Annotated in this window: 11 protein-coding genes; all 11 read left to right on the top strand. The window is 66.0% G+C overall.

Features of this window, described 5'->3' with window-relative positions:
• The first annotated feature begins 20 nt into the window (after positions 1 to 20).
• The 11 genes from ACTIEY_RS15565 to trpA all read left to right on the top strand — a co-directional run bounded on the left by ACTIEY_RS15565 (position 21) and on the right by trpA (position 12,303).
• Positions 21 to 947, top strand: coding sequence for a LysR family transcriptional regulator (locus ACTIEY_RS15565; RefSeq protein WP_439520035.1), 927 nt, complete (start codon positions 21 to 23; stop codon positions 945 to 947).
• 30 nt (positions 948 to 977) lie between these two features.
• On the top strand, positions 978 to 2,399 hold the full coding sequence (leuC, locus tag ACTIEY_RS15560) for a 3-isopropylmalate dehydratase large subunit (protein WP_439520034.1): 1,422 nt from the start codon (positions 978 to 980) through the stop codon (positions 2,397 to 2,399).
• A 35-nt stretch (positions 2,400 to 2,434) separates the two neighbouring features.
• Positions 2,435 to 2,596 (top strand): entericidin EcnAB, encoded by a 162-nt coding sequence (locus ACTIEY_RS15555; protein ID WP_439520033.1) that lies wholly within the window; start codon positions 2,435 to 2,437, stop codon positions 2,594 to 2,596.
• A gap of 13 nt (positions 2,597 to 2,609) precedes the next feature.
• The gene (gene leuD / locus ACTIEY_RS15550; protein WP_439520032.1) at positions 2,610 to 3,263 is read left to right on the top strand and encodes a 3-isopropylmalate dehydratase small subunit; all 654 of its coding nucleotides are present in this window, start codon (positions 2,610 to 2,612) and stop codon (positions 3,261 to 3,263) included.
• Between the two features lie 26 nt (positions 3,264 to 3,289).
• Positions 3,290 to 4,363, top strand: coding sequence for a 3-isopropylmalate dehydrogenase (gene leuB, locus ACTIEY_RS15545; protein WP_439520031.1), 1,074 nt, complete (start codon positions 3,290 to 3,292; stop codon positions 4,361 to 4,363).
• A 205-nt stretch (positions 4,364 to 4,568) separates the two neighbouring features.
• Positions 4,569 to 5,699 carry an aspartate-semialdehyde dehydrogenase gene (asd, locus tag ACTIEY_RS15540; protein WP_439520030.1) on the top strand — a complete coding sequence of 377 codons (1,131 nt, stop codon included), beginning with the start codon at positions 4,569 to 4,571 and terminating at the stop codon, positions 5,697 to 5,699.
• A gap of 304 nt (positions 5,700 to 6,003) precedes the next feature.
• On the top strand, positions 6,004 to 8,664 hold the full coding sequence (locus tag ACTIEY_RS15535; protein WP_439520029.1) for a FimV/HubP family polar landmark protein: 2,661 nt from the start codon (positions 6,004 to 6,006) through the stop codon (positions 8,662 to 8,664).
• A 36-nt stretch (positions 8,665 to 8,700) separates the two neighbouring features.
• Complete coding sequence (truA, locus tag ACTIEY_RS15530) at positions 8,701 to 9,507, top strand: tRNA pseudouridine(38-40) synthase TruA (protein ID WP_439520028.1); 807 nt, start codon at positions 8,701 to 8,703, stop codon at positions 9,505 to 9,507.
• On the top strand, positions 9,504 to 10,184 hold the full coding sequence (locus ACTIEY_RS15525) for a phosphoribosylanthranilate isomerase (protein WP_439520027.1): 681 nt from the start codon (positions 9,504 to 9,506) through the stop codon (positions 10,182 to 10,184). The genes truA and ACTIEY_RS15525 overlap by 4 nt, the downstream gene beginning before the upstream one ends.
• A 44-nt stretch (positions 10,185 to 10,228) precedes the next feature.
• On the top strand, positions 10,229 to 11,497 hold the full coding sequence (trpB, locus tag ACTIEY_RS15520) for a tryptophan synthase subunit beta (RefSeq protein ID WP_439520026.1): 1,269 nt from the start codon (positions 10,229 to 10,231) through the stop codon (positions 11,495 to 11,497).
• Positions 11,494 to 12,303, top strand: a complete 810-nt coding sequence (trpA, locus tag ACTIEY_RS15515) for a tryptophan synthase subunit alpha (RefSeq protein ID WP_439520025.1) — start codon at positions 11,494 to 11,496, stop codon at positions 12,301 to 12,303. Before trpB ends, trpA begins: the two co-directional genes overlap by 4 nt.
• Positions 12,304 to 12,370 lie beyond the last annotated feature (67 nt).

Below are 12,370 nucleotides of genomic sequence, written 5' to 3'. Positions count from 1 at the left end.
ACGAGAGGTCACCACCACCCATGCTCTCCGAACGCAACTTCGCCCGCCAGATCGACCTCACCTCCCTGCAGCTGTTCGTTGCCGTGTGCGAGCTGGGCAGCATCGGGCGCGCGGCGGAGCGCGAATTCATCGCGGCGTCGGCGATCAGCAAGCGCCTGTCGGATCTGGAAGCCGCGCTGGGCGCCACGCTGTTGCACCGCCACGCGCGCGGCGTGCGCCTCACACCGGCGGGCGAGAGCCTGCTGCACCACGCGCGCTCGGTCCTTTTCGGGCTGGAGAAGATGCAGGCCGAACTGACCGAGTACGCCGATGGTGTGCGGGGCCACGTGCGCGTGCACGCCAGCATCTCGGCCATCGTGCAGTTCCTGCCGGAGGACCTGGGGGCGTTCGCCCGACTGCACCCGCAGGTCAAGATCGACCTGGAAGAACACCTCAGCCCCGAGGTCTTGCGCGCCGTGCAGGAGGGTGCGGCCGATCTCGGACTCTGCAACGGCGCCGTGGGTGCCAGTGGCTTGCAGACCCTCCCCTACCGGCGCGATCGGCTCGTGCTGGTGGTACCGAAAGACCACGCGCTCGCGAACACCGGGCCGCTCCCGTTCGAAGCCTCGCTGCCCTTCGACCATGTGGGCCTGCACGCGAACAGTTCCATCCACCTGGCCACGCACCAGGCCGCCACACGTGCCGGCGCCGCCGTGCGCGTGCGCATCCGGGTCACCGGCCTGGACGCCATATGTCGCATGATCGCCAATGGCCTGGGCGTGGGCGTGATGCCCGAGCGTGCCTTCGGTTTGCTGCACACCGGCGATGCCCTGCAGGCTTTACCCCTCACCGACGTCTGGGCCCAGCGCCAGCTGGTGCTGGTGGCCCGCGACTTCTCCAGCCTGCCTGCCACCGCGCGCCTGCTGGTCGATCACCTGCGGGCCGACGAACTGCGACAGGCCGCCTAGAATCATTCCTCCACGAGACACACCCACGACATGCCACGCACGCTCTACGACAAGATCTGGGACGAACACGTCGTCCACACCGAGGAAGACGGCACTTCCGTCCTCTACATCGATCGTCATCTGGTGCACGAAGTCACCAGCCCGCAGGCCTACGAAGGCCTGCGCCAGGCGGGTCGCAAGGTGTGGCGCGTGAGTTCGGTGGTGGCCACCGCCGACCACAACACGCCCACCACCGGCTGGGAGCTGGGCTACGACGGCATCACCGATCCGATCAGCAAGGAACAGATCACCACACTGGACAGCAACATCGCCGAGTTCGGCGCCGCGGCCTTCTTTCCTTTCATGTCCAAACGCCAGGGCATCGTGCACGTGATCGGTCCGGAAAACGGCGCCACCCTGCCCGGCATGACGGTGGTCTGCGGCGACAGCCACACCTCCACGCACGGCGCGTTTGGCGCGCTGGCCCACGGTATCGGCACCAGTGAAGTGGAGCATGTGCTGGCCACGCAGACCCTGCTGGCAAAAAAGGCAAAGAACATGCTGGTGCGCGTCGAAGGGCAACTGGCCAGAGGCTGCACCGCCAAAGACATCGTGCTGGCCATCATCGGCAAGATCGGCACGGCCGGCGGCACTGGCTACACCATCGAGTTCGGCGGCGCCGCCATCCGTGCGCTGAGCATCGAAGGCCGCATGACCGTCTGCAACATGGCCATCGAGGCGGGCGCACGCGCTGGCCTGGTGGCGGTGGACGAGAAGACCATCGAGTACGTCAAGGGTCGCCCGCTCTCGCCCACCGGCGTTGAATGGGACCTGGCCGTGTCTTACTGGAAGACGCTGCACTCCGACGCAGATGCGAAATTCGACACGCTGGTGGAGCTCGACGCCGCGAATATCGTGCCGCAGGTCACCTGGGGCACATCGCCTGAAATGGTTCTCGGCATCGATGGCCACGTGCCCGACCCCGATCGCGAAAAGGACGCCAGCAAGCGCGGCGCCATTGAACGCGCCTTGACCTACATGAACCTGCAACCCGGCAAGGCCCTCAACGACATCTTCATCGACAAGGTCTTCATCGGGTCGTGCACCAACAGCCGCATCGAGGACATGCGCGAGGCCGCCGCCGTGGTGAAGAAGCTCGGCTTGAAAGTGGCGAGAAACGTCAAGCTGGCCATGGTGGTTCCGGGCTCGGGCCTCGTGAAGGCGCAGGCCGAGCGCGAAGGCCTGCACGAGATCTTCAAGGCCGCAGGCTTCGAATGGCGCGAGCCGGGCTGCTCGATGTGCCTGGCCATGAACGCCGACCGCCTGGAGCCCGGCGAACGTTGTGCCTCCACCAGCAACCGCAACTTCGAAGGCCGTCAGGGCGCTGGTGGCCGCACGCATCTCGTTTCACCCGCCATGGCCGCCGCGGCCGCCGTGCACGGCCACTTCGTGGACGTGCGCACCTTTGCCTGATCACCCACCCCCGCAACCCACCAATGGAGACCACCATGAAAACCATCGCATGCACCTTCGCTGCCCTGATCCTCTCGCTGTCCCTGGGCGGCTGCAACACCTGGAGCGGCGTCAAGCAGGACGCCCGGCAAGCTGGACAGGCGGCCGGCAAGGGCGTCGAGAAGGCGGGCGAGAAGATTCAGGACGTGGCGAAATAACGCGCGCATCACCATGCAGAAATTCACCCTTCACAAGGGTCTCGTGGCCCCGATGGACCGCGAGAACGTCGACACCGATGCCATCATCCCCAAGCAGTTCCTGAAATCGATCCGCAAGACCGGCTTCGGCCAGAACCTGTTCGACGAATGGCGCTACCTCGACAAGGGTGAACCCGGGCAGGACCCGGCGAGCCGCAAGCCCAATCCCGACTTCGTGCTCAACCAGGCGCGCTATGCCGGCGCGTCGGTGCTGCTGGCGAGGAAGAACTTCGGCTGCGGCTCGTCGCGCGAACACGCGCCCTGGGCTATTGACCAATACGGCTTTCGCGCACTGATTGCCCCGAGCTACGCCGACATCTTCTTCAACAACTGCTTCAAGAACGGCCTGCTGCCCATCGTTCTGCCCGAGGGCCAGGTGGCGCAACTGTTCGATGAGGTGGCCGCCTTCCCCGGCTTCGAACTCACCATCGACCTGGAGCGCCAGGTGGTGATCAAACCCCGGGGAGAAGAGCTTCCTTTCGAGGTCCAGGCCTTCCGCAAGTACTGCCTCATGAACGGGCTCGACGACATCGGCCTGACGCTGCGCTACAAGGACAAGATCGCTGCGTTCGAAACCGAGCGCCTTGCGAAAAAGCCCTGGCTCGCTCACACCATGCCGGTGGCCTGAACTTCACTTCCAACTCCAACGCATTCATGAAAATCGCAGTTCTTCCGGGTGACGGTATCGGCACCGAAATCGTGGCCGAAGCGGTCCGCGTCCTCCACGCCTTGGACCTGCCCTTTGAGATGGAGTCGGCGCTGGTCGGAGGCGCGGCCTACGAAGCGCACGGCCACCCGCTGCCCGAGTCCACCCTGAAGCTCGCCATGGAAGCCGACGCGGTGCTGTTCGGCGCGGTGGGCGACTGGAAGTACGACAAACTCGACCGGCCCCTGCGGCCCGAGCAGGCCATCCTGGGACTGCGCAAGCACATGGGCCTGTTTGCCAACTTCCGGCCGGCCATCTGCTACCCCGAGCTGGTGGGCGCATCCAGCCTCAAGCCCGAGATCATTGCAGGGCTTGACATCCTCATCATCCGCGAGCTCACCGGCGACATCTACTTCGGCCAGCCTCGCGGCCGACGCACCGCCACCGACGGCCATTTCCCCGGTGCCGAGGAAGCGTTTGACACCATGCGCTACAGCAAGCCGGAGATCGAGCGCATCGCCCATGTGGCGTTCCAGGCGGCGCGCAAGCGCAACAAGAAGGTCACGAGTGTGGACAAGGCCAACGTGCTGGAGACTTTCCAGTTCTGGAAGGACGTGGTCACCGAAGTGCACCAGCAATATCCCGACGTGGAACTGGACCACATGTACGTGGACAACGCGGCCATGCAACTGGTGCGAGCGCCGAAGAAATTCGACGTGGTCGTCACCGGCAACATGTTCGGCGACATCCTCTCGGACGAAGCTTCCATGCTCACCGGCTCCATCGGCATGCTGCCCTCGGCTTCGCTCAACACGAAGAACCAGGGCCTGTATGAGCCGAGCCACGGCAGCGCGCCGGACATCGCGGGCAAAGGCATTGCCAACCCACTGGCGACCATCATGAGCGCCGCCATGATGCTGCGCTTCAGTCTGAACCAGGAGGCCGCCGCGCAACGCATCGAGGCGGCCGTGCAGAAAGTGCTGGCCCAGGGCCTGCGCACGCCCGACATCCACAGCGAAGGCACCACCAAGGTGGGCACCATCGAAATGGGCGACGCGGTGCTTCGCGCGCTGGTGAGCTAGAATCTGCACCCATGTTTGCCGCCCGCCTGTTCAACCTGAACCTCGCATCCACCGCCATGGTGGGTGTGGCCGCGCGCGCAATCTCCATCAAAACCACGACCATTAAGGGCTGATCCAGCTCCGGAATCGTCGTGCGCCCTCCCTGGCCAGACGAGCCGGGGCAAACAGTCTGGTCTGCACTGTTTTTAACTGAAAGGGCGTTCAAATGAGCAAGTTGGTAGGCCTCGTAGGCTGGCGCGGCATGGTCGGGTCCGTGTTGATGGACCGCATGGTTGCAGAGAATGATTTCGAACTGATCGAACCGCTGTTCTTCTCCACCTCCAATGCCGGCGGCAAGGCCCCGGTTGTGGCGAAAAACGAAACCAAGCTCCAGGACGCGCACGACATCGCTGCGCTGCGGCGCTGCGACATCGTCATCACCGCCCAGGGCGGCGACTACACCAACGAGGTGTACCCGAAGCTGCGCGCTGCCGGCTGGCGGGGTCACTGGATCGACGCCGCTTCCGCACTGCGGATGGAAAAGGACGCGGTCATCATCCTCGACCCGGTCAACCTGCCCGTGATCCAGAAGGCGCTGGCCAGCGGCGGCAAGGACTGGATCGGTGGCAACTGCACCGTGAGCTGCATGCTCATGGGCGTGGGAGCGCTGTACAAGGCAGGTCTGGTGGAGTGGATGAGCACGCAGACCTACCAGGCAGCGTCCGGTGGTGGTGCCCAGCACATGCGCGAGCTGCTCACCCAGTACGGCACGCTCAATGCCGAGGTGAAGGCTCTGCTCGACGACCCCAAGAGCGCCATCCTGGAAATCGATCGCAAGGTCATCGCAAAGCAGCGTGCGCTCAGCGACGCCGAGACCGCGAACTTCGGCGTTCCCCTGGGCGGCTCCCTGATCCCCTGGATCGACAAGGACCTGGGCAACGGCATGTCGAAGGAAGAATGGAAGGGCATGGCCGAGACCAACAAGATCCTGGGCATGGGCGACGGTTTCGATTCGGCGGCCATCCCGGTGGATGGCTTTTGCGTTCGCGTGGGCGCCATGCGCTGCCACAGCCAGGCGTTGACCTTCAAGCTCAAGAAGGACGTGCCGGTGGCCGATATTGAAGCCATGATCGCTGCCGACAACGACTGGGTGAAGGTGGTGCCGAACACCAAGGAAGCCACGCTGCGGGATCTGACACCGGTGGCAGTCACCGGCACCATGACGATTCCCGTGGGACGCGTGCGCAAGCTGGCCATGGGTCCCGAGTACGTGGGGGCCTTCACCATCGGTGACCAGTTGCTGTGGGGCGCTGCCGAACCGCTGCGTCGCATGCTGCGCATCCTGCTGGAGGCGTGAGGCGCGCGTGGAAGGCACAGGCCTTATGTATCGGGCGGCTTGCGATCACGTTGCGCCTCTGCAACGCAAACGCGACGGCTCATCGCAGGAGATGACCGGCTGAGAAACTCAAGCGGATTCTCAGCTTGTCACCGTAATCTGTTGATGTTAAGGTCAATTCTCGGTTTTTTACGTCGAGGTCCATGTGCCATCCACCCCCCGCCAAACCCCATCTCCAGAGACCCGCTCCTTGCAACAAAGCGTAGGAGTTCGAGGTCTTGCCAGGTTGCATGCGGTCGCTGCGGCGGCACTGCTTTGCACTTCGTTGCTCCACCCTTCCGATGCCCACGCGCTTGCGCTGGGCCGAGTCGTTGTTCAGTCCGCACTCGGCGAGCCGCTGCGTGCAGAGATCGACGTCCCCGAGATCAATTCCGAAGAAGCCTCGAGCCTGCGCGTGGGTCTGGCCTCACCTGATGCCTTTCGTGCGGCCGGCGTTGACTACGGCGGCGCGTTGGCCAGCGTGCAGGTCAGCCTGCAGCGCCGTGCCGATGGACGTGCGTACCTGCGCCTGACCAGCACCCGCCCCATCACAGAGCCTTTCGTCGACCTGATCCTGGAGGCCAACTGGTCGTCGGGACGGGTCGTGCGCGACTACACCCTGCTTTTCGATCCGCCCAACCTGCGTCCCGCACCGCAGCCCGTGCCCGTGGCTCCCGGGGTCTCCGCCCCCGCGCCGTCCACCGCGCAGGCCCCGCGCCCGATTCCGCCAGCAGCGCCCGCGCCCGCCGTCCGCCCACCTCAGCCCGCGCTTCCAGCCGCCAGTGCGCCACCGCCCGCGGCCAGCCCGGCTCCAGCGCCTGCACCTGCCCCTGCAGCCGCCGCAGCGAGCAGTGGCGGCGGTCAGGTCCGGGTGCAAGCTGGCGACACGGCCGGTGCCATTGCAGCCGCGAACCGCCCAGCCAATGTCTCGCTCGACCAGATGCTGGTCGCCATGCTGCAGTCCAACCCGAATGCCTTCATCGGCGGCAACGTGAACCGCGTTAAGGCGGGCGCGGTCCTGGATCTCCCGGCGCAGCAGGAAGCCGCTGCCATCAATCCGACCGAAGCGCGTCAGACGATTGCCGCCCAGAGTCGCGATTTCAACGAATTCCGGCGCCGTCTGGCGGGCAACGTGCCCGACGCGGGCGTTGCCGCCGCCGACCGCCAGGCCGCCGGCCAGATCCAGACGGAAGTCAGGGAAGCCAGGCCCGCTGCACCATCGGCCGACAAGCTCACCCTGTCCAAGGAAGCCGCTGCAGCAGCTGCCAGCCGCGAAGAGCAGATCGCCAAGGAGCGCCAGGCCAAGGACGCCTCGAACCGCGTGGCAGAGCTCTCGCGCAACATCGAGGAGCTGTCCAAACTCGGCGCCGGGTCTTCGCCCGCGCCCGCTGCACCTGCGCCCGCTGCACCTGCGCCCGCTGCCACGGCCCCGGCCGCTCCGCCTGCTCCTGCCACGCCTGCTGCCACCCCCCCGGCAGCCGCACCGGCCGCCGAAGCACCGCCCGCGCCAGCCGTGACCCTGCCCACCACGCCGCCCCCCGTCACCGCGGCGTCGGAACCTGCTGCCGCGCCGCCGGTGGCGGCGCCAGCAGATTCCGCAGCCTCCGCGCCGTCGACCACCCCCGCTCCTGTGGCAGCACCCCGTCCGGTGCCCGTGCCGCTTCCCGATGAACCCTCGTTCATTGACCAGCTGCGGGACAACCCGCTCGTGCTGCCGCTGGCCGGCGGCCTCTTGGCGCTCCTGGCCGCTTTCGGCATCTACCGCATGCGCCAGCGCAAGCACGGCTCCAGCGTGGACAGCTCGTTCCTGGAAAGCCGCCTCCAGCCGGACTCGTTCTTCGGCTCCAGTGGCGGCCAGCGCATCGACACCGCCGAGTCGGTGGCGTCCGGCTCGTCCATGGTGTATTCGCCCAGCCAGCTCGACGCGGCTGGCGATGTCGACCCGGTGGCGGAGGCCGATGTGTACCTGGCCTATGGCCGCGACCTGCAGGCCGAGGAAATCCTCAAGGAAGCCATGCGCAGCACGCCCACGCGCGTGGCCATTCACAACAAACTGCTGGAAATCTACGCCAAGCGCCGCGATGCGCGCGCCTTCGAAGTGGTCGCAACCGAAGCCTACGGTCTGACGCAGGGTCAGGGCCCCGAGTGGGAGCACGCCTGCGAGATCGGCAAGCAACTCGATCCCTCCAACCCCTTGTACCAACCTGGCGGTGTCCCTGCCGTGAAGGTGGGTGCGGTCGCAGGCCTTGCGGGCGCCGGCATGAACACCATGCCCTTTGCCAGCAGCACGCTGGCCGAAACCGCCAATGCCGGCACGCCCTCGGACATGGCCAACCTCGACCTTGATCTGGACTTCTCGCTGGACGAACCTTCCGCTCCCGCGCCGCTGGACATGCCGGGCAAGGGGCGGGCTGCCCCGGCGGACGCAGCGCTGTCCGGCATGGACGACCTGAATGCCACCGAAGCCCTGACGAGCCCGCGCGTGGAAGACAAGGACGCCTCGCCTTCCATGTCGATGGACTTCGATCTCGACTTCCCCTCCGCTCCCGCTCCGCTGGGGCCCAACAGCGATGCGGCAGCGGCAAGTGAGACCACGTCACTGCGCGGATCGCTCGAACAGCCCTCCGACATCGCCTTCGATCTCGACGTCGCGCCACCGGTGGCAGCGCCGAGTCAACCGGCCGCCATGCCGGAGATGATGTCGTTCAACCTCAACGACATCAACCTCGATCTGGACGCCACGCCTTCCAGAATGCCGCAAGAGGACAACACCAGTTCGGGTCGCCTCACCGAAGAGAACCCGCTGGAGACCAAGCTCTCGCTGGCCGAGGAGTTCCGCGCCATTGGTGATTTCGAAGGCGCCCGATCCCTGGCCGAGGAAGTGCTGGCGGAAGCATCCGGCACGCTCAAGACCAAGGCTGGCACGTTCCTCGCCGATCTGGCCTGACGCACCGGCTTGATTCCCCCCTTGCAGAGTCCCGCGGTGGCAGCCGTTGAAAGGCGCCAGCGCGTGGCGTTGGGGCTGAGCTACAACGGACGCGCTTACGACGGGTGGCAGAGCCAACCGGGCGGCCGCACGGTTCAAGACCATCTGGAACAGGCGCTGGCGCGGTTCACTGCGCAAGCGCCCGTCAAAACCCTTTGCGCGGGTCGCACCGATGCCGGCGTGCACGGCCTGATGCAGGTGGTTCACTTCGATACCACGCTGGAGCGCGCCGAGAACGCCTGGGTGCGAGGCACCAACAGCTTCCTGCCCGACGACATCGCCATGCAGTGGGCGCGTCACGTGCCCGACACCTTCCATGCCAGAGCCAGCGCGAAAGCCCGGCGCTATGCCTACGTGCTGCTGGAATCACCGGTTCGGCCCAGTGTCGACAACGGTCAGGTGGGCTGGGTTTTCCGCCCGCTGGCGCTCGAACCCATGGCGCAGGCGGCGCAGGCGCTGGTGGGTGAGCACGACTTCACGTCGTTTCGGGCCGCGCAATGCCAGGCCCATTCGCCCGTCAAGCACCTGATGCGGGTGGACATCTCACGGCGTGGCAGCTACTGGCGCTTTGAATTCGAAGCCAGCGCCTTCCTGCATCACATGATCCGCAACATCATGGGCTGCCTCATGGCCATTGGCAGCGGCAGCCGCCCGCCCGAATGGATGACCGAGGTGCTGCAGGCCCGAAGCCGCGACGCAGCCGCCCCTACCTTTTCCCCCGATGGCCTGTACTTTCTGGGACCGGTCTACGATGAGGCTCTGGGACTGCCTGAACGCACGCCCGTCTTCGACTGGTTGCCATGAACACGCCACACCGCACACGCATCAAGATCTGTGGCCTCACGCGCGAGGCCGACGTGGACGCGGCGGTGAGGGCTGGCGCAGACGCGGTGGGCTTCGTGCTGTACGAGAAGAGCCCACGCCACGTCACGCCCGAGCGCGCGGGCGAGTTGGCGCGTCGCCTGCCGTCTTTCGTCATGCCGGTGCTGCTGTTCGTGAATGCGAGTGCAGAACTCCTGGCGAACGGTTGTCAGGCGGTGCCGCAGGCCCTGCTGCAATTCCACGGGGATGAATCGCCTGCCGAGTGCGCGGCGGCCCAGAGGCCCTACCTGCGTGCAGCGCGCATTCCCACCGGCGCACACGGCCGGGACTTCGATCTCCTAAAATACGCCGAAGATCACCGGGCCGCCCAGGCCATCCTGCTCGACGCGCTGGTCGAGGGCTATGGCGGCGGTGGTCAATCCTTCGACTGGACGGCATTCCCTTGGTCACATCCGCTTCTAAACGCCAGCTCTCGCCTCGTTTTGTCTGGTGGACTCACGCCTGCAAACGTGACCGATGGCATCTTGCGCGTACGGCCCTGGGCCGTTGACGTGAGCTCCGGGGTCGAGGTGTCCAAGGGCATCAAGGATCCCGAAAAAATGCTCGCTTTCGTGGCCGCCGTTCGCGCGGCCGATGCGCAGATTTCCCGCCAGCCTTGAAGATCCCGTGGGGTCCGGGGCAGCGGCCGAACCGGAAACACCCCATGCAGACCTACCAGCAACCCGACGCCCGAGGCCATTTCGGCATCTACGGCGGCAGCTTCGTGAGTGAAACGCTCACTCACGCCATCAACGAACTCAAGGCCGCGTACGCGAGGTACCAGCACGACCCAGAGTTCCTCGCGGAATTCAAGAGCGAGCTGGCCCATTTCGTGGGCCGGCCCAGCCCGGTCTACCACGCCGCGCGCATGAGCCGGGAATCCGGTGGCGCGCAGATCTTTCTCAAACGCGAGGACCTCAACCACACGGGCGCCCACAAGGTCAACAACACCATCGGGCAGGCCATGCTCGCCCGGCGCATGGGCAAGCCGCGCATCATCGCGGAGACCGGTGCCGGGCAGCACGGCGTGGCCACCGCCACCATCTGCGCGCGCTACGGGCTGGAGTGCGTGGTGTACATGGGCAGCGAAGACGTGAAGCGGCAGAGTCCCAACGTCTACCGCATGAAGCTGCTCGGGGCCACCGTGGTGCCGGTGGAATCGGGCAGCAAGACGCTGAAGGATGCCCTCAACGAAGCGATGCGCGACTGGGTGGCCAACGTGGACAACACCTTCTACATCATCGGCACGGTGGCAGGTCCGCACCCCTATCCCATGATGGTGCGGGACTTCCAGAGCGTGATCGGCGAAGAATGCCTGGTCCAGATGCCCGAGATGCTGGCTGCGGCCGGCTGCCAGGGTGACCAGCCCGACGCGGTGGTGGCCTGCGTGGGGGGCGGCAGCAACGCCATGGGCATCTTTCATCCCTACATCGGGCACCAGAACACGCGCCTGATCGGCGTGGAGGCGGCGGGCGAAGGGCTCGAGAGCGGGAAGCATTCGGCGTCCCTGCAGAAGGGCAGCCCCGGCGTGCTGCACGGCAATCGCACCTATGTCCTGCAGGACGACAACGGCCAGGTGACCGAGACCCACAGCGTGAGCGCGGGCCTGGACTACCCCGGCGTGGGTCCCGAGCACGCATTCCTCAAGGACATCGGTCGCGCCGAGTACGTGGGCATCACCGACACCGAAGCGCTCGAAGCCTTCCATTACCTCTGCCGCACCGAAGGCATCATTCCCGCACTGGAGTCCAGCCACGCCGTGGCTTACGCCATGAAGCTGGCCAAGACCATGAAGCCGGATCGATCGGTCCTGGTCAACCTGTCGGGACGCGGAGACAAGGACATCGGCACCGTGGCCGATCTGTCGGGCGTGGATTTCTACGATCGCCCGTCCATGCGTGGACTCTCCGTCAAAGGGAGCCAGCACCCATGAGCCGCATCGAAAATACTTTCGCCCAGCTCAAGGCCCGGAACCGCAAGGCCTTGATTCCCTACGTCACGGCCGGCTTTCCGTTCGCCGACATCACCCCCGACCTGATGCACGGCATGGCCGATGCCGGTGCCGACGTCATCGAGCTCGGCGTGCCGTTCTCCGACCCCGCGGCGGACGGCCCGGTGATCCAGAAGGCGGGCGACCGAGCGCTGGCACTGGGCATCGGCATGACCCAGGTTCTGGCCATGGTGCGCAGCTTCCGTGAGCGCAACACCTCCACGCCGGTCGTCCTGATGGGCTATGCCAACCCTGTCGAGCGCTACGACCAGCGACACGGCCAGGGCAGCTTCGTGCGAGATGCGGGCGCGGCCGGCGTGGACGGGGTGCTGGTGGTGGACTATCCGCCCGAAGAGTGCGAGGAGTTCGCCACCTCACTGCGAGCCCACGGCATGGACCTCATCTTCCTGCTCGCGCCGACCTCGACCGACGAGCGCATGGCCCAGGTCGCGCGAGTGGCCAGCGGCTACGTGTACTACGTTTCACTCAAGGGCGTGACCGGCGCCGGCACGCTGGATGTGGCACAGGTGGAGGCCATGCTGCCGCGCATCCGCCAGCATGTGAGCATCCCGGTGGGCGTGGGCTTCGGCATTCGCGATGCGGAAACCGCACGCGCCATCGGCCAGACGGCTGACGCGGTCGTGATTGGCAGCAAGATCATTCAGTTGATCGAGAACGAGCCGCATGAAAAGGTGGTCGGTGTGGCTTCTCAATTCCTTCGCACCATCCGAAAAGCCCTCGACGCATAACATGAAGCCCCCACGCTCCGCCGCTGCGCGGGTCGCTGCCCCCAAGGGGGGCTGGGCCTGCCTTGGG

Source organism: Hydrogenophaga sp. (assembly GCF_051858985.1).
Taxonomy (GTDB): domain Bacteria; phylum Pseudomonadota; class Gammaproteobacteria; order Burkholderiales; family Burkholderiaceae_C; genus Hydrogenophaga.
The sequence above is the reverse complement of the archived record's forward strand: the minus strand, read 5'-3'. Positions and strand labels throughout refer to the sequence as shown.